This window comes from Bacillus sp. FSL K6-1218 (assembly GCF_038006445.1).
In the GTDB taxonomy this organism is placed as follows: Bacteria; Bacillota; Bacilli; order Bacillales; family Bacillaceae_G; genus Bacillus_A; species Bacillus_A thuringiensis_S.
In genome coordinates, this window is sequence record NZ_JBBOVE010000001.1 from 491,358 (window position 1) to 510,000 (window position 18,643).

Sequence of the window (18,643 nt, forward strand, 5' to 3'; positions counted from 1 at the left end):
TTTTTAATGTGGAAGTAATTCCAGTTTTTTTCGAAGTTTTTCTTCACTAAAAATCCATCCTGTATAGGAACTAATAATATTTAAATTATGGTCGAGCTGCACAATCGCGACAAATGGATAATAATCTTTACTTCGATACCGTAAATCAATGAATCGCACTTCATAATAATGATCATGATCAAAAATATCCCAGCGATATACAGGAGAGAAAGATAGGAAGGCCGAGATGTTTTCATCTTGTTTAGCTGCTCGCATAATATCATTTTCTGGGAACGGTACCCGATCGAATTTGTCATATATCATGATGTTACCACGGTGCCATCTCGCAACGTAGTAATAATCAGCTGTAACGACTGCTAAATGATAATGATAAAATCGGTAAGAAGGAGAAATGATAATCTTTTCGACATTTTTGAAACGTTTGTGTACAACGCTTCTTATATTTCTGTGCATCATAATCCGTCCGATATAGTAAATAATCATTAATATATATGCTGCTAAAGCTGTGTATCCTTTATGAGAACCCACGAGCATGCAAGCAATTGCAAGTATATGGATAAAGAAAATTACGGTATCAAATGTATTAATCACGCCGAGTGCGACCCATTTTTTTGTGAAAGGCCGTAATGCTTGTGTGCCATAGGCGTTAAAAATATCGACAAAGACGTGAAGGAAGACTGCAATAAATGACCAAAGTAGTAGATGAAGATATGGAGCGTCTGAAAAGAAGGCGAAAGAGATGCCACTTATAAGAAATGACCAAAGAATTACCGCGGGAATGGAATGAGTAACTCCGCGATGATTTCTTATATATTTAGCGTTATTACGCAATTTTAAAACTGTGTCAATGTCAGGAATGTTGGAACCAGCAATTGTAGCAAGCATAACAGCTTGTGGGCCAATATCACTTTGTGCTATGGCTGGATCTAATGTTGCTAAGCTACCTAAAGTGATACCCATAACAAGGTGAGTGGCTGTGTCCATAAAAATCCACCTCCGTTTTTTATTAATGTAACTCTTTTTATTCGATACCTCAAGTCCTTTGCCTTCAATTTCCTATGTCATCTTACTTAAATTTTTTCCTAAAATCTTTATAATAGTACTTATATGCAAAAAAATGAGGGGGATCAAGTTTGACACTTGAAATACTAAAAAAATTTAATATAGAGCAGTTTCAAAATGATTTAATTGGTTGGTTTGAAGAGGAGCAGCGCGACTTACCATGGAGAAAAAATAAAGATCCATACCGCGTTTGGGTTTCTGAGATTATGTTACAGCAAACAAGAGTAGAAGCCGTAAAACCATATTACGCAAATTTTATGGGGAAGTTTCCTACACTTGAAGCGTTAGCGAACGCAGATGATGAAGAAGTATTAAAAGCATGGGAAGGTTTAGGATATTATTCTAGAGCACGTAATTTACATGCGGCAGTAAAAGAGGTAAAAGAAGTATATGGCGGGGTTGTACCAAGTGATGTAAAGAAAATTGAAAAGTTAAAAGGAGTCGGACCATATACAAAAGGTGCTATTTTAAGTATTGCATATGGTATACCAGAGCCGGCAGTTGATGGAAATGTTATGCGTGTATTATCTCGCATTTTATCAGTATGGGATGATATTGCAAAACCGAAGACTCGAAAAGTTTTTGAAGAGATTGTGCGTGAAATTATTTCAGTAGAAAACCCATCTTATTTTAATCAGGGATTGATGGAATTAGGTGCACTGATTTGTATTCCTAAAAATCCATCGTGCTTACTTTGTCCTGTACGTGAGCATTGCAGAGGATATGCTGAAGGTGTTCAAAAAGAATTACCAGTAAAAAGTAAAGCGAAAGCTCCTAAAATGGTACCTATTGTTGCAGGAGTACTTCAAACTGAAGACGGTCGTTACGTTATTAATAAACGTCCAAGTACAGGTTTGTTAGCTAATATGTGGGAGTTTCCTAATGCTGAACTTGGAGAAGGTATTCGAAATCAGAAGGAACAGCTTATAGATTATATGAAAGAAAAATTTGAACTCGCGGTTTCTATTGATGAATACGCAATGAATGTACAACATACGTTTACACATCGTACTTGGGATATATTTGTATTTTATGGAAAGGTAACTGGCAATATTGTTGATACAGATACATTGAAATTTGTATCGAAAGAAGCATTTGAGCAATTACCTTTTTCGAAATCGCATCGTACTATTTACGAAAATTGCGTGGAGAAAATTACAATACAATAAATAAAAAAGTGTTCCCAATCTAGGGAACACTTTTTTAATCGTAAGAAATTTTTGTCCCATGAGTCCAACTAGCTTCACCTTCTTGTAAGCCGCCTCTTGATTCAATTTCTACTACAATTTCTTTGTAAATACTTTGACCTTCTGCATTTAAATAAGGCAGAATCTGTTGTAGTGAGTGATGAAAATAAGCTAATTCATCTTCTTTCCATTCATGTTTTGAAACCATTGTTAGTTCAGTCATATCGCGTCCTATATACATATTGTCACCTCCATTTCTTATAGTTTGAATAAGTAACAAAAGATATATGCGGAAATTATTCAAAAGAAAATTACGGATAGCTTCTAAGTAAATTGGTTACATTATTGGTTGTGGAGGTGAGAAAGATGAGTAAAAAGCAACAAGGTTATAACAAGGCAACTTCTGGTGCTAGCATTCAAAGTACAAATGCTAGTTATGGTACAGAGTTTGCGACTGAAACAAATGTACAAGCAGTAAAACAAGCAAACGCACAATCAGAAGCAAAGAAAGCACAAGCTTCTGGTGCACAAAGTGCAAACGCTAGCTATGGTACAGAATTTGCAACTGAAACAGACGTGCATGCTGTGAAAAAACAAAATGCTAAGTCAGCTGCAAAACAATCACAATCTTCTAGCTCAAATCAGTAATGAAAGAAAAACACTTCTCTAATTCGGGAGAAGTGTTTTCTTTGTGTGTGGATCTTTGTAATGAAAAGAAAATGAACGACATAACTTCTAATAAGTCAACAAATGTAGTCAAAGGAGAAGGAAGTTAACAATTAGAAATATGTAATTAGGAATAATAACTGATGAATAAGTCCAAAGGGGGTAAGTAATGAACGATTTTGATAAGTTGGTAGGGGAGCAATTAGAAACGATGGATGAGTTGTTAAAGTTACAAGCACATCTAGAAAAGTATCAACAAATTGAAATGAATGAAAAAGATACGTGCGATAAAAAAGAACTGCATTTTATCCGTCAGGAAATATATAGAACAGAAGTAGCGTTGAAGATGTTACATGAGAAATTTGAAGAACAAACAAATAGTGTAATCCAATCTTTTGCAACTGAAAAAATGATTTCAAATTTAGGATAAGATATATTATTGTCTCAGGTGAAAAGTCCTTCAAATAGAGAAGGGCTTTTTCTATTACATGTCTTCGTTTATCCCGCTATTTGCCGGGCAGTAAGACCCCCACCTCAAAATTCAGTGAAAGCAAAGAAGTTAGGTGGGGGGCGGGCTACCCGTAAAAGCCCGATTGGTGAGGGCTGATAATCAGTGGGGGATGAACAAAACCTCCACTGATTAAAGTTTCACTTTATAAATAATACAGTACAATCCTTGTTTCCTGAGAAGATTGTGGATTATTGTATTCAACGATAAACCTCCTGCATATTCAGTGTGGAAAATAGAGTCTTATCCCTTTAGTTTTAAAATTTTGACAAAAAAGTTATAATAGAAAAAAAGTGAATGCCGTTCAAAGGGCGTTTGCAGTTGAAAGAAGGGAGCATATATGGGATTTCCCAAAGAAGGAGAAAAAGTACAAATACATAGTTATAAACATAATGGCTCCATTCATAGAATGTGGGAAGAAACAACAATTTTAAAAGGGACACAAAGTCTTGTAATCGGAGCGAATGATCGTACAGTAGTTACAGAATCAGATGGTCGAACATGGATTACGCGCGAACCAGCAATTTGTTATTTTCATGCTAACTATTGGTTTAATGTGATTGGGATGCTTAGGGAGGATGGCGTATATTATTATTGCAATTTAAGCTCACCTTTTGCGTATGATTCTGAAGCATTAAAGTATATTGATTATGATTTAGATATTAAAGTGTATCCAGATATGACATATACGCTTCTAGATGAAGATGAGTATGAAAAACATAGTCAAATTATGCAGTATCCACCTGTTATAGATACAATTTTAAAACGAAATGTAGCACATTTAACACAGTGGATTCATCAAAGAAAAGGTCCATTCGCACCAGATTTCGTAGATATGTGGTATGAACGATATTTAATGTACAGAAATTAAAACAAACCTGCAGGGAATTTCCCGGCAGGTTTGTCCTATTAGAGGGGGGATTATGTGCAGGGCATAAAAAGATATTTACAATTTGTTAAACCATATCGATGGCTTATTGCTATTACAATTATTATTGGACTAGTTAAGTTCGGTATCCCACTTATTATGCCGTGGTTATTAAAGTATATTATCGATGAGGTAATTCAAGGCGCGGGTTCACTTCAAGATAAAACATCTCAATTAATAACAGCGATTGGAATTGCTTTTTTTATTTTTGCGGTATTAAGACCACCGATTGAATATTATCGTCAATATTTCGCGCAACGTATCGCAAATACAATACTGTATGATTTGCGGAAGCATATTTTCGGTCACTTACAAAAGTTAAGCTTACGTTATTATTCGAATACGAAAACAGGGGAGATTATTTCACGGGTCATCCATGATGTAGAACAAACGAAAGATTTTGTAATTACAGGTTTGATGAACGTCTGGTTAGATACTGCAACAATTGCTATTGCTATCATTGTTATGTTTTCTATGAATATAAAATTAACATTTGTTGCGTTATTGATTTTACCTATTTATGTAATAGCAGTGAAATATTTTTTCGGACGTCTTCGGAAATTGACGAAAGAGCGTTCACAAGCGTTAGCGACGATGCAAGGGTATTTGCATGAACGTATTCAAGGAATGCAAGTGACACGTAGCTTTGCGTTAGAAGAGTATGAGGGGAAGCAGTTTGAAAAAAGAAATAATGAATTTTTAACGAAAGCATTAAACCATACAAGTTGGACGGCGAGAACATTTTCGGCAGTAAATACGTTAACCGATTTAGGTCCGTTACTTGTGATTGGTTTTGCAGCATATGAGGTAATTCAGGGGCAGTTAACGCTAGGGACGATGGTAGCTTTTGTTGGATATATGGATAGTTTATATAGTCCGCTTCGCCGCCTTGTTAATTCATCTACAACATTGACACAATCTTTTGCATCGATGGACCGTGTGTTTGAACTGTTAGATGAAAAATACGATATTGTTAATGTGCCAAATGCGATACAAACGAAAAAATTAAATGGAGAAATTGTATTTGACAATGTTTCTTTTCGTTATAATGCAGATGAAAAAGAGATATTACACAACTTGTCATTAACTATGCAGCCTGGAGAGAAAGTAGCGCTTGTAGGAGCGAGTGGGGGTGGGAAGTCATCTCTTGCTAGTTTGATCCCGCGTTTCTATGATGTTTCTGAAGGCGCAGTTTATGTAGATGGCATAGATGTAAGAAAGTATAATATGAGAAATTTGCGTAGTCATATTGGAATTGTACTGCAAGATAATTTATTGTTTAGCGATACAATTGGAGCTAATATTTTATATGGAAATCCGAAAGCTACAGAGAAAGAAGTGATTGCAGCTGCCAAAGCTGCGCAAATTCATGATTTTATTATAGACTTACCAGATGGTTATAATACTGTCGTTGGAGAACGTGGTGTGAAGCTATCAGGCGGGCAAAGACAACGCGTGGCAATTGCACGAGTGTTTCTAAAGAATCCGTCGGTACTTATATTAGATGAAGCAACTTCAGCATTAGATTTAGAAAATGAAAGGTATATTCAAGAGGCGCTTCAGACGTTAGCTGCTGACCGGACAACGATTATAATCGCACATCGATTAGCGACGATTACGCATGTTGATACGATTATTTACATTGAAGACGGTGAGATTAAAGAGACTGGTTCTCATGAAGAGTTAATGCGAAAAAGAGGATTTTATTACAATTTATATCAACTTCAACATATAACAGAAACAGCTCCTTTAGCATAAAAGGAGCTGTTTTTTATTCGTCTTCTTTTTTATCATCGATTTGGAGTTCTTTTTCTGGTTTATGGTATGTGTAGAAGCTATCTACAAGCAAATCTAAATGCTCTACTTCTTCACTATAGTTAATGATGGAAGAAATAAGAGGGAAGAGATGTAACCATGTTTTATATGCTTCTTCATCGTCCTTGTTTTGATATTCCATAAAGATATCAATTAATTCTTGTTTACCTGTTTCAACTTCATCAAGCATTTCAACTGATTGTTGTTTTTTTGCTTTACCAATGAATTTTAATAAAACTTGTTCATGATAATGCGTTAATGAATCAAGTTCGTTTTGGATAGATTCCTGAAATTCTTCCGGCATGTAGCGCAGTTCATTTTCAGTACGGTGTAATGATTTTAACGTACTTAAAGCACGGCTTGTTGTCGCTAACATTTGTCTGAATAAAACGAGCTTACGAATTTTTGCGAACTTTACTTTTTTCGTGTAGCTTCTTTCTTCTTTATACAGCAAATAGTAATGATTTAGTTTGATCATTTTTTCTTTCATACGATCAATATCAGTTTTTAGCGTTGTAAAATCAGAAGCCTGCCTGCTATTCATTCGAATCCATTTTACAATTTCTTCTGTATTATCAACGATACGATGATAAAGTTTTGTTTCATATTTTGGCGGCATAAATACTAAATTTACAAGTGAAGCCGCAATAATACCAATCATAATCGTCGCAAATCGAAGTAAGGCAAAACTAAAGAAATCTTCGCCTTGATACTCCATAATGGCGATAACTGTTACTAAAGCAATTGATATTGTGTTTTCTAATCGTAATTGTAATGTAAGAGCAATTACTAATATACATGTTAATCCAATAATAAAAGGATTATGTCCAAAAGCAGTAGCAAATGCGATAGCAAATATCGCACCAATTACATTTGCTTGAATTTGTTCAAGTGCTGTTAAATAAGAACGGTATACAGACGGTTGAACAGCAAAGATAGCTGAAATTCCCGCAAATACCGGACTCGGTAACTGAAGTAAAATACAAGCAAATAAAGCTAACGTGATGGCAATACCCGTTTTTAAAATGCGAGCACCAAGTTTCATACCCTTAATAAGATCCTTTCTCTTGTCATAATGAATGTACAACATGATACTATACATTCATTACAATATGTTAGCAAGTGATATTTTAGTGACGTTAAAAGAAATTAGTGTTCATTTTATCCCGCTAATTGTGAGTAGTAAGATTCACGCCTCAAAATTCAGAAGCTGGATGCCGGTAAACGCCCGATTGGTGTAGGCTAATTAAAGTTTCACTTTATAATTTTTCCTAATTCCTTTTAAACATCAGTTTTTAGTAAAAAAACCTGCTGAATTTCAGCAGGTCTCAAATTGTTACTATAGATTACTATGAGAAGCGTACTTCGTCAATTTTTTCTTAATAATGAAAATTACTCATTTTACTCTGTTGAGATAGATGGATCTGCCTGTTCTTTTTTCGGGATAATCTCAAAAAACTGGTTCTGTATATCATCTAATAAAGGTGTTAACAAAGCAACTTCCTCATATTGCTCATGTTCGTTTAGTACACGAATATAGTCTAGCAATAATTCAGTTACATCTTTCAAACCATTTTTACTAATTGGTTGTAATGTAACATTTGCCCCTTTTGCAATTCTTCTTTTTAAGGCCTGTTCTGTTAGGCCTAAGTTTGAATCATGACGCAAATAAACAACACCGCCAGTCATGCCAGCGCAAATCCATGGACCAGGGTCACCTAAAACAAGCGCTCGCCCATTTGTCATATATTCAAAAGCAAAACCTTTAATATTGGAGTATGCACCTATATTTCCTTGCTCTTTTTCACGAAGTGGTTTTGTTATTCTACCTCCAATTATCATGTCTGCCCCAGAAAGGCGAATGCCAGCGCGAGCATCAGCGTTCCCTTGCACGTATAGTGCCCCTTTTTGTGCACCGTATCCAAATCCTTTTCCGACAGAACCGTTATAATATACTCCGTCTTTTCCTTTTGATTTTGTTATATAAATCCCACCACCAAAGGAAGTTTTACCAATGCCATCTTGTGCGCCGCCATTTACGTGTATAAATAAATTTTCACTATTGTAAGCACCTAACCCATTTCCGGGAATAGAACCATTCGTATACTTTAATGTAAGTGGTTCAAGTTGAGTAGCTTCATATAGTTTACTGCGAACGCGATAACATGATTCTAGACCACCCATAACGCGTTGCTCTACACCAACGCCTACTAATTCTTTTGAGTCAGCGGAATGAACTGTCTTAAATTGTTTTTCTGGTACGCCTTCTGTTGTTGTAACAGATGGAGGTTCTATTATTTGTAGTAAATTACGTAAGTTTAATAAATTTTCGCCTCGAACTTGCTCTAATAAATCAGAACGCCCAACAATTGCTTGTAAATTTGTATACCCAAGCTGTCCTGTTAATCGTTTTAGTTCTACACCGAAAGAGGTGAATAAATTTAGCAGGCCAGTAACTGCGCTTTCTAATTCGCGTGGGACGAAGCGGCGTAACCCATGTTCTTTTGCTTGTGCTTCAGACTCAATTTGTGTCGCAATTCCGACATGGCAAGTATCTAGATGACACCCACGGCAAGTAGTACAGCCGATTGCAATCATTGATAGTGTGCCAAATCCAATACGGTTTGCTCCGAGAAGCATGATTTTCAAGGCATCATTTACACTTCGAATACCACCATCTGCCCAAATCTCTACTTTATGTCTCATGCTCGCTTCTAATAAAGCGTTGTGAGCGGCTTTAACACCAATTTCTACAGGAAGACCTACATGTTGCAAGGCGTGAATACGTGCAGCACCTGTTCCGCCATCGAATCCGCTAATGTTAATAAAATCAGCACCAGCTTTGGCGATACCGACAGCAATTGTTCCGATATTAGGAACGACAGGGACTTTCACGGCTACTTTGGCAAGTTGATTAGCTGTTTTAATTTCCGTAATCATTTGAGCTAAATCTTCAATTGAATAAATATCATGGTTATTAGAAGGTGAAATTAAATCTGAGCCAATTGTCGCATTACGTGCTTCAGCGATTTTGGCTGTTACTTTTGAACCAGGTAAATGCCCACCTTCCCCAGGCTTTGCGCCTTGACCGATTTTGATTTCAATTAAGTTCGATGAGTTTAGTAGTTCGGCATTTACTCCAAATCGCCCAGATGCCACTTGTTGTCCACGTGTATGTGGATATTTTCCAATCATATCTTTAATTTCGCCGCCTTCACCGTTCAAGCTAATCATATTTAGCTGATCGGCCGCTTCTGCATATGCGCGAAAGGCAATTTCGTTTTGAGAACCAAATGACATAGAACTAATAATAAATGGAAAATAATGGTTTTGAATGCCGATAGATACTTCTTCAGTTGGAACGACATGTTTTGTTTGTTTCGTTTGAACAAGGTGTCTGATTGCGATGGGATTATTCTCTTCTAGTTCACTTAACTTGTCACGGTAATCATCATAAGAATTTCCTTTTGCAACATCGCCGATTGCTTTCCAAATTCGCGGGAATATATGAAATGATTTTCGCATTCTAATTTTAGGATTGTTATAATCATCCGCTCGCATTTTTGCATCTTCAGCAAGTGATTCAAGTGAAAAAGCTAAATCATTTGAACCGAAGAAATTTGTAATCTGTAATATATTTGCGATTTCTTCATGTAACCCAATAGATGAATAGAGACGTCCGTAACCACGTAACTCATGAATTCCAATTGTTGAAATGACTTTTTCTAATCCTTTATTAAGTGCATTATACAGATTCGTAATTGGTGTTTTTGTTCCATCATTTACAGTCGCGAATAATAAATATGGATTAATACTATCTGCTCCTAATCCATATAGCGTGACAATGTCATGTAAGGAGCGAAGGGCACCAGAACGTATAACGAGAGAACAATTGCGGCGTAATTTATTTTCACTTAATGCTTGATGTACTTTAGCAGTAACTAAATGTGGATCAATCCACAATCGTTCATTTAGATGGGCTTTTGCGTCATCTAATACTAGGAGGGAAGCACCATTGTTAACAGCAGCTATCGCTTCAGAACTAATGCGGCTTAATGCACATTGTAGAGTTTCTGACGAGCTGAATGTAGCAGAGATTGTGGCGATAGAGTTATGAGTTTTAAATAGCTCTATGAGTTGTTCGTACGTAATTGTGTGTAATTCCTCTGCAATAGGTTGTGCCACGCTGCCTTCTAAAATAATTGGTGAAAGCATTTCAACTACAAATGGCCGTTTTGTGCCGCTTAATAAACTTGGACGCTCTCCAAGTACAGTACGTGTAGAGAAGTGTTCAATTTCACGGTCACGATCAATTGCAGGGTTTGTAACAACAGCTACACTTTCTTTAATAAAGTCAGCGATATTTCGTCTATCAGTATCGAGTGCGGCAAGTGGTGAGTCATACCCAAGTGAGCGTATTGGCTCAACGCCTTTTGTTGCCATCTGTTCAAGAAGTTGAATATGTTCTCGGTCCCATCCGAAAGCGACGTATTGTTTCGTTTCAACTTGAACAGAATCACATAGCCCTTGGATTCTTTTCGTTTCAGGGATAGATAAATTTAAATGGTAATTGGTAGTATCAATTCGCTTTTTAAAACGGTTATATACTTGGATTTGATATTTGTCATACTCATAAAGAACAAGTTCATCTTGGTCATTCCATTTTAATCCGACTTTTTCTCCAGGAGCGAGTGGTTTTGGTTCTGCTACATATTTAGTTGGTGATACAACTCCAGGTTCAGAAGAGAAAATATAAGAGCTCTCTGTCTCTACTTTCCATACTGGGCGTAATCCAAGGGAATCAACGCTGAAAACAGCTTCATCTTTAAAACGTGAAATGATGCCAGCTGGTCCTTGGGCAAAATGTCCCCATGCTTCACGTATATACGTATATAAATCTTGTAAAGGTGTTTCATAAAGTTTAATTTCATTAATAATTGGTGGGAATAGAATTTCCATTGCTTCAAATAAGCTGTAGTCGTATTGAACAAGTAGGGTTTCTAAGGTGCGGTTTAAATCTTGAGAGTCACTACCTCCTGCAGTAAGTGGTACATCAATCATTTCAGCTTGATCGCGTAATTTCGCAATTGTGTTAATTTCACCATTATGTCCGAGAATGCTAAATGGTTGTACACGAAAAAAATTAGATAATGTATTAGTAGAGTAGCGGTTATGTCCTAATGTCATAGTTGAAGCGATAAGCGGATGTTGTAAATCATTATAGTAGGCAACAAGCGTATCACCAGCACCTAGAACTTTATATACAACATGATCACGACTTAATGAAGCAACATGAATCGCTTCATTTTCTTCTATTTTTATTGTGACAGAAAATAATGTTTGCTCAATATTTGTAATTTCTTTTTCTGCGATAAGGGCAACTTGCCAAAATAAAGGTTCTTCTTGTTTACCAAGTGGACCGAGTGCATCGGAGTTTGTTACATCATCACTTTCGAAAATGATAGTAAAGTTTTTGTTGTTTAATTGCGTACGAATATAATCTTTTAAGACAGTAATGTTTTCTTTTTTATTTAGAAAAAAATGTCCAACGATAAAGTGGGGATGATCCACAATCGTTGGATTATATCCGCTACTTTTTAGTTTTTCATTCCAAAGCGTTTTTGGTATATCAATGTGAATGCCGATGCCATCGCCCTCGCCATTAATGAAACCAGCTCTATGATTCATTTTGACGAGTGATTGTATGCAAAGATCAATGTTTTCTTTTGTAGCAATTTTTCGTTTCTCCATAACGGAAACGATTCCACACGCATCATGTTCTGCATTTCTATAATCTCGAAATAAAGACGGTGTCCATGTATTTTTTTTATTGAGCATCCGTCAATCCCCCCTCTTGTAAAAGTTAGAATAATCTTACTATTTAAGGTGCAAATCACCTTGTACACAGAGATAGTAATGCTGTAAAAGAATATAAAACAGATAATTATGAATAATTATACTATTAATACGGAATTTATGAAATAGAAAAAAGGAAAAAAGAAAGGTGAGCTTTCTTTTTTCCTTTTAATGACGGGATTATTTGCTATCTGCTAAAGCAGCAAATGCTCTGCCTACAGCTTCAATTGTATATTCAATATCTTCTTTTGTATGTTCTGTCGTTAAGAACCATGCCTCGTATTTAGACGGTGCTAAGTTAACTCCTTCTTGAAGCATTAGCTTGAAGAATTTACCGAACATTTCACCGTCTGTATCTTGTGCTGCATCGTAATCTTCAATTGTATTTGTTGTGAAGTATACAGTTAAAGCACCTTTTAGACGGTTTAATGTAATATCGATATTATGTTTCGCTGCTTGCTCTAAAATTCCTTTTTCAAGCATGGCACCAAGTTCATCTAATTTCTCATAAAGTCCTTCTTGTTGAAGAACTTCTAGACAAGCAATACCAGATGCCATAGAAGCAGGATTTCCTGCCATTGTACCTGCTTGATATGCAGGTCCAAGCGGAGCAACTTGTTCCATAATTTCTTTCTTACCACCGTAAGCACCGATTGGAAGTCCGCCGCCAATAACTTTACCAAGCGCTGTTAAGTCTGGTGTTACGCCAAGTAAATCTTGAGCACCACCGTACATGAAGCGGAAAGCGGTAATAACTTCATCATAAATTACTAGTGCACCAGCTTCATGAACAAGTTCATTCACTTTTTCAAGGAATCCTGGTTTAGGCTCTACAATACCGAAGTTTCCAACGATCGGTTCTACAAGGATAGCTGCTACTTCATGACCCCATTTATCTAAAGCCTCTTTTAAAGTTTCTACATTATTAAATGGAACGGTAATAACTTCTTGTGCGATACTTTGTGGTACGCCAGCTGAGTCAGGAGTTCCTAAAGTAGAAGGACCAGATCCAGCTGCCACAAGTACTAAATCAGAATGACCGTGGTAACAACCAGCGAATTTCATGATTTTTGTGCGGCCTGTGTAAGCACGAGCAACACGAATTGTCGTCATTACTGCTTCAGTACCAGAGTTTACAAAGCGTACTTTATCTAAAGCAGGCATTGCCTCTTTTAACATTTTTGCAAATTTTACTTCTAGCGCTGTTGGTGTTCCGTAAAGTACACCATTTTCAGCAGCTGTTGTAATTGCTTTTGTTATATGCGGGTGAGCATGTCCAGTAATAATAGGACCGTATGCTGCTAAATAATCGATATATTTATTTCCGTCTACATCCCAGAAATAAGCACCTTTTCCACGTTCCATAGCAACAGGAGCGCCACCGCCAACTGCTTTAAAAGAACGAGAAGGACTATTAACGCCGCCAACGATATGTTCTAAAGCTTCTTTATGTAATGCTTCTGATTTTGTGAATTTCACTACCATTCATCTCCTTACAAAAATCTATGTATTATTCTAACATGTTTTTCGAAAAGACGTATTGTTTGTGATAGAGAAGGCAGTTGGGTAAACTATTCGTTGTGACATTTAGGAGGGGGGTCCGATTATGAAATCGGTAATTGAGGTACAAGGGTTACGTAAAGAATTTACAGCCTATTCAAGTCGTCCGGGTTTAAAGGGTGCATTTCGCGATTTATTAAATCGTAATTATAAAATAGTACCAGCAGTAAATGATGTATCTTTTACTGTAAAACAAGGTGAGATGGTTGGTTATATCGGTGAGAACGGTGCTGGTAAATCAACAACAATTAAAATGCTTACGGGGATTTTGACTCCGACATCAGGAGAGATTTTAGTAAATGGGATGAACCCACATAAGCAGAGAGAAGAATTTGTAAGAACCATTGGTGTTGTCTTTGGACAGCGCTCGCAACTTTGGTGGGATATTGCTGTACAAGAATCGTTTCGTTTATTAAAAAAAGTGTACGGTGTATCAGACGCTCAGTATAAAGAACATATGGAGCACGTAATTGAAACGTTAGATATTGGTCCTTTATTAGATAAGCCAGTTCGAAAGTTATCTCTAGGTCAAAGAATGCGTTGTGAATTAGCGGCAGCATTAATTCATAACCCACCGTTATTATTTTTAGATGAACCAACAATTGGGCTAGATGTACTTGTGAAATTGAAAATACGTGAATTTTTAAAAGAAATGAATGAACGTTATAAAACAACAATTTTATTAACAACCCATGATATTACTGATATTGAAGCATTATGTGAGCGTGTTATCATGCTGGATGAAGGAAATATTATGTATGACGGTTCTTTAAATAATCTTCGTACGCAGTGGGGAGCAGAGAAGGAAATACATTTTCAGTTTATTGCACCAGTTTCCTATCAGGCTTTATCAATGGTTATGCCAGATAGTCATGTCGTTTGGTTGAAAGCGAAAGAGGAAAACGCGTGGGTTGCAAAAATACCGAATGAAGAAGTTATTATTTCAATGCTTATTTCTAAAGTAGTACAAGCCTTTCAAATTAAAGATTTAAAAATTAATGAAGTGTCTACAGAGGAAATTATTCGTAACATTTATGAAGAAGGTATTAAACATGGGTAAGTATATTGAAATGATTCGAATTCGCTTTTTAATGATGCTTGCGTATCGCACAAATTATTATAGCGGGATTTTAATTTATACGATTAATATCGGTGCGTATTATTTTTTATGGCAAGCAATTTATAGCGGAAAAGAGAACATTGAAAGTTTATCTATTTCGCAAATGACTACGTATATCGCAATTGCGTGGATGGCACGTGCCTTTTATTTTAATAATATAGATAGGGAAATTGCGATGGAGATTCAAGAAGGACGTGTAGCGGTAGAACTGATTCGTCCATATAATTATTTAGGGATGAAAGTGATGCAAGGTCTTGGTGAAGGGATATTTCGTTTTGCATTCTTTTCAATTCCAGGTATGGTTATCGTTACGTTATTATTTTCATTGCAAATTACAACGAATTTTCAAACGTGGTTATATTTCTTCTTGTCTTTAATATTTAGTTTTATTATTAATACACAAATTAATTTAATGACGGGAATGCTCACGTTCTTCCTATTTAATAATAGTGGAATTATGTATGCAAAACGTGTTGTTATTGATTTATTTTCTGGTCTATTATTACCGATTAGTTTTTATCCGTTATGGGCCCAAAAGGCAATGATGTTTTTACCGTTTCAAGCCATTAGTTATATTCCGAGTATGATTTTTTCAGAAGGTATACAAGGAAGTAAATTGTATGAGGCATTATTATTCCAAGTAATTTGGGCAATTGTCCTTATTATTCCAATTGTACTCATGTGGAGAACGGCGAGAAAACGTCTAATTGTACAAGGGGGATGATGAGATGATATATATAAAACTATTTTTGCAATATGCAAGCCAATATATAAAAACAAAATTGGAGTATCGGGGCGATTTTATCGTTGGATTACTTTCTGATTTATCACTACAGGCTGTTAATTTAATCTTTATTCTCGTTGTGTTTGGGCATACACAAGCATTAAAAGGCTGGAGTAGAGAAGAAGTAATCTTTATTTATGGTTTCTTTTTAGTGCCGTTTGCCATTTTCTCAGCTTTCTTTAACATATGGGACTTTAATGATCGTTACATTATTAAAGGGGAGATGGATCGTATATTAACGAGACCGATTCATAGCTTGTTTCAAATTATATTAGAAAGAATGGAACTTGAGTCTTTAATTGGGGCCATTACAGGAATGATTGTAATGGGATATGCGGCTGTAGAGTTACAATTATCTTTTTACTGGTATGATTTCTTCTTATTTATATTGATGGTAGGAGGAGGCGCATTTGTATATGGAGGGATATTTGTTACGCTTGCGAGCCTTGGTTTTTGGTCAGATGCGAAAAGTTCAATTATGCCCCTTATGTATAACATAGGTAATTACGGGCGCTATCCTGTTAATATTTATAATCGTGTAATTCGTTTCATTTTAACGTTTGTTTTACCGTTTGCGTTTGTTGGAGTATATCCAGCAGCATACTTTTTAAGAAAAACAGAATGGAATAGTTATGCATTCGCGACGCCAATTGTTGGTGTTATCTGTTTTACGATTGCAATTACTCTTTGGAATCAAGGGGTAAAAAGGTACCGTGGTGCTGGGAATTAATTATAGAAGCTTGTTTGTTTCTAAGGGATAAATCCAATGGTCGTCTCATACATATAAAATGAGGTGGAGGACATGTTATGGGGATTTATTCTATTACTTGCAGCAATCGCTATTTTGAAAAGTGTCCAATTATTATGGAGTTCCTATTCAGATTCAACGCGTTTTTTTTCGCTGTATAATTTGGCCACATTATTTTTAATCTATACAACAGTACTGATCGCGTTTGGATTAAGTTACGTTGTATTAGAGGAAATGGGTTTCGCAGTTTTGAAAGAGGACGGAGAAAGTTTGAACGCTCATTCTTTTCAACTCGTTGAAGTTTGTTTATATTTTAGCGCAGTTACTTTATTGTCTGTTGGATATGGTGACATATCTCCGATTGGAATTGGGCGATGGATTGCAATTGCGGAAGCGCTAATTGGATATACATTACCGTTTGCTTTTGTGATGAGGTCTGTAATAGACAATGAAAAATAAGATAGCATTTGATATAGTAAAAGAAAAGAGTAGGAGTGATAACAATGATTACAGTAGGAGAAATGGCTCCAGATTTTACATTAGAGGGAAGTAACGGGGAACAAGTTCGCTTAGCTGATTTTCGTGGTAAAAATGTAGTTCTATATTTTTATCCGAAAGATATGACTCCAGGTTGTACAACTGAAGCGTGTGATTTCCGTGATGCGTATGGATTATTTCAAGAGAAGGACACGGTTATTCTTGGAGTGAGTCCGGATCCGGCAAATAGACATTTGAAATTCATTGAGAAGCATGAACTTCCATTTACACTTTTAGTAGACGAGGATCATAAAGTAGCAGAATTATACGATGTTTGGAAATTGAAAAAGAACTTTGGGAAAGAGTATATGGGAATCGAGCGTTCTACATTCCTTATTAATAAAGACGGTGAACTTGTAAAAGAGTGGCGTAAAGTGAAAGTGAAAGGACATATTGAGGATGTTCTTTCTTATATAAAATAAATCTACATTGGAGATAAAATATGCAGAAACAAGGCAAGTGTCTATACATATTTTACTGCCTTACATAAAGTGGAAGTGTAGGGCATACCTCCTCAGATGATAGTATTCCAAGTGCGATTATGTCGCACTTTTTTCTATGTAATATATGAAGAAAAAGGGAAAGATACATAAAAACAAGTCCTGAATATAAAAATAAACCACATACTTATAGTAGAAATATTGACGATTTATAAGAAAAGGAGTACACTCTTTATAAGAATTATAAAATAATAATCCGTATAGAATCGGGGTGCATGACGGTGGTCAAAGAAGAATTAAAAGAAGCGCTAGAAATGCTGAAAAATACGGGTGTACGCATTACTCCACAGCGTCATGCTATTTTAGAGTACCTTGTGGAATCAATGACGCACCCAACAGCGGATGATATTTATAAAGCATTAGAAGGTAAGTTTCCAAATATGAGTGTTGCAACTGTCTATAATAACTTACGTGTGTTTAAAGAGGTTGGACTTGTAAAGGAATTAACTTATGGAGACGCTTCAAGTAGATTTGATTATGTTACAAGTCAACATTATCATGTGATTTGCGAAAAATGTGGTAAGATTGTTGATTTTCCTTATGGAGGCTTGGAAAAGCTGGAAGAGGAAGCTGCGAAAACGACAGGCTTCGTTATCAATAGTCATCGCTTAGAAATTTATGGCGTTTGTCCAGAGTGTCATAAGGCGTAATATATAATAAAGAAAGAGGCTGACGGCTATACGTCAGCCTCTTTCTTTATTATATAAGGATTAGCGTGAGGTTAATCGGGATTTACAGTGCTAAGTTAGTAAGAAGGGTTAGATAAAAGTTTGTCGAATTTACTTTGTATTGGTGGAAATGAATTCTTGGAGGGGACATTTTGAAGAAATATGAGATTAAAAGTGACATTCCAACATTGGAAGAATATAAATATTTATGTGATTCTGTGGGATGGACTAATTATATGAACTTTGAGGTGGCGGAAATATCACTTCAAAATTCGATTTACTGTATAACAGTCAAGGATAATAATCAAATCATCGGCATGGGCAGAATTGTTGGTGATGGGGCTATCTATTTCTATATTCAAGATATAGTGGTTCATCCAGAGTATCAAAAGAATGGTATTGGAAAGAAAATAATGAATACTTTAGTAGAATACTTAAATCAGAATGCTCCAGATAAAGCATTTATTGGTTTGTTTGCGTCGCAAGGGAAAACATCATTCTACGAAAAATATGATTTTAAAGATTATTCGCCTAACATGACAGGGATGTTTACTGTTATTTCGAAAAAATAGGTGTAATAAATTTAATAAAACAATTAAAAAGTTGATTTCTTAAGAAATCAACTTTTTAATGAGTTGAAACGTTTGTAGTGTTGCAAACTCGTATTTCCCTTGATACTTATGATTTATAACTCTTCTTATTAT

Annotated in this window: 18 protein-coding genes (1 of these 18 running past the window's edge); 12 read left to right on the forward strand and 6 right to left on the reverse strand. The window is 35.8% G+C overall.

Annotation, left to right across the window (positions count from 1 at the left end; translation table 11 throughout):
• Positions 1-3: 3 nt before the first annotated feature.
• Entirely contained in the window at positions 4-984 is a 981-nt protein-coding gene (locus tag MHI26_RS02535) for a metal-dependent hydrolase (RefSeq protein ID WP_000379113.1), read from the reverse strand.
• 149 nt (positions 985-1,133) lie between these two features.
• On the opposite strand from MHI26_RS02535, the gene mutY reads away from it, so the two are divergent.
• Positions 1,134-2,231 (forward strand): A/G-specific adenine glycosylase, encoded by a 1,098-nt coding sequence (gene mutY / locus MHI26_RS02540; protein WP_000171380.1) that lies wholly within the window; start codon positions 1,134-1,136, stop codon positions 2,229-2,231.
• A gap of 34 nt (positions 2,232-2,265) precedes the next feature.
• On the opposite strand, the gene MHI26_RS02545 is transcribed toward mutY, so the two are convergent.
• Entirely contained in the window at positions 2,266-2,490 is a 225-nt protein-coding gene (locus tag MHI26_RS02545; RefSeq protein WP_000275441.1) for a hypothetical protein, read from the reverse strand.
• Between the two features lie 125 nt (positions 2,491-2,615).
• Here MHI26_RS02545 and MHI26_RS02550 point away from each other — a divergent pair, with 125 nt between their 5' ends.
• From MHI26_RS02550 to MHI26_RS02565, 4 genes are all read left to right on the forward strand, one after another.
• Positions 2,616-2,897, forward strand: a complete 282-nt coding sequence (locus MHI26_RS02550) for a gamma-type small acid-soluble spore protein (protein ID WP_000039035.1) — start codon at positions 2,616-2,618, stop codon at positions 2,895-2,897.
• Positions 2,898-3,084: 187 nt separating this feature from the next.
• Positions 3,085-3,345, forward strand: a complete 261-nt coding sequence (locus MHI26_RS02555; protein WP_000997575.1) for a YgaB family protein — start codon at positions 3,085-3,087, stop codon at positions 3,343-3,345.
• 418 nt (positions 3,346-3,763) lie between these two features.
• Positions 3,764-4,294, forward strand: coding sequence for a nucleoside tri-diphosphate phosphatase (gene ntdP / locus MHI26_RS02560; protein WP_000506625.1), 531 nt, complete (start codon positions 3,764-3,766; stop codon positions 4,292-4,294).
• A gap of 54 nt (positions 4,295-4,348) precedes the next feature.
• Positions 4,349-6,109 (forward strand): ABC transporter ATP-binding protein, encoded by a 1,761-nt coding sequence (locus tag MHI26_RS02565; RefSeq protein ID WP_061666220.1) that lies wholly within the window; start codon positions 4,349-4,351, stop codon positions 6,107-6,109.
• A 13-nt stretch (positions 6,110-6,122) separates the two neighbouring features.
• On the opposite strand, the gene MHI26_RS02570 is transcribed toward MHI26_RS02565, so the two are convergent.
• The 3 genes from MHI26_RS02570 to hemL form a co-directional block, all read right to left on the reverse strand.
• Positions 6,123-7,211 carry an aromatic acid exporter family protein gene (locus tag MHI26_RS02570; protein ID WP_000765787.1) on the reverse strand — a complete coding sequence of 363 codons (1,089 nt, stop codon included), beginning with the start codon at positions 7,209-7,211 and terminating at the stop codon, positions 6,123-6,125.
• Between the two features lie 356 nt (positions 7,212-7,567).
• The gene (locus MHI26_RS02575) at positions 7,568-12,004 is read right to left on the reverse strand and encodes a glutamate synthase-related protein (protein WP_061666221.1); all 4,437 of its coding nucleotides are present in this window, start codon (positions 12,002-12,004) and stop codon (positions 7,568-7,570) included.
• 198 nt (positions 12,005-12,202) lie between these two features.
• A complete protein-coding gene (gene hemL / locus MHI26_RS02580; RefSeq protein WP_000260533.1) occupies positions 12,203-13,507 on the reverse strand; it encodes a glutamate-1-semialdehyde-2,1-aminomutase in 1,305 nt (434 codons plus the stop codon).
• 121 nt (positions 13,508-13,628) lie between these two features.
• Here hemL and MHI26_RS02585 point away from each other — a divergent pair, with 121 nt between their 5' ends.
• The 7 genes from MHI26_RS02585 (at position 13,629) to MHI26_RS02615 (ending at position 18,511) form a co-directional block, all read left to right on the forward strand.
• A complete protein-coding gene (locus tag MHI26_RS02585; protein WP_000843648.1) occupies positions 13,629-14,642 on the forward strand; it encodes an ABC transporter ATP-binding protein in 1,014 nt (337 codons plus the stop codon).
• Positions 14,635-15,426: an ABC transporter permease gene (locus MHI26_RS02590; protein ID WP_000521517.1), complete on the forward strand. Its 792-nt coding sequence runs from the start codon at positions 14,635-14,637 to the stop codon at positions 15,424-15,426. The genes MHI26_RS02585 and MHI26_RS02590 overlap by 8 nt, the downstream gene beginning before the upstream one ends.
• 4 nt (positions 15,427-15,430) lie before the next feature.
• Positions 15,431-16,216, forward strand: a complete 786-nt coding sequence (locus tag MHI26_RS02595; RefSeq protein WP_000639349.1) for an ABC transporter permease — start codon at positions 15,431-15,433, stop codon at positions 16,214-16,216.
• A gap of 72 nt (positions 16,217-16,288) precedes the next feature.
• Complete coding sequence (locus MHI26_RS02600) at positions 16,289-16,693, forward strand: potassium channel family protein (protein ID WP_000964360.1); 405 nt, start codon at positions 16,289-16,291, stop codon at positions 16,691-16,693.
• A gap of 44 nt (positions 16,694-16,737) precedes the next feature.
• Positions 16,738-17,193, forward strand: a complete 456-nt coding sequence (gene bcp, locus MHI26_RS02605; protein WP_061666222.1) for a thioredoxin-dependent thiol peroxidase — start codon at positions 16,738-16,740, stop codon at positions 17,191-17,193.
• Positions 17,194-17,492: 299 nt separating this feature from the next.
• Positions 17,493-17,921 carry a peroxide-responsive transcriptional repressor PerR gene (gene perR / locus MHI26_RS02610; RefSeq protein WP_000237829.1) on the forward strand — a complete coding sequence of 143 codons (429 nt, stop codon included), beginning with the start codon at positions 17,493-17,495 and terminating at the stop codon, positions 17,919-17,921.
• A gap of 170 nt (positions 17,922-18,091) precedes the next feature.
• Positions 18,092-18,511: a GNAT family N-acetyltransferase gene (locus MHI26_RS02615; protein ID WP_000759743.1), complete on the forward strand. Its 420-nt coding sequence runs from the start codon at positions 18,092-18,094 to the stop codon at positions 18,509-18,511.
• Positions 18,512-18,617: 106 nt separating this feature from the next.
• Here the strand turns inward: MHI26_RS02615 and MHI26_RS02620 are convergent, their stop codons facing one another.
• On the reverse strand, positions 18,618-18,643 hold the 3' portion of the coding sequence (locus tag MHI26_RS02620; RefSeq protein WP_000025058.1) for a YgzB family protein. Its footprint extends 331 nt past the window's final position; only the last 26 of its 357 coding nucleotides appear in the window; its start codon lies beyond the right edge, outside the window; its stop codon occupies positions 18,618-18,620.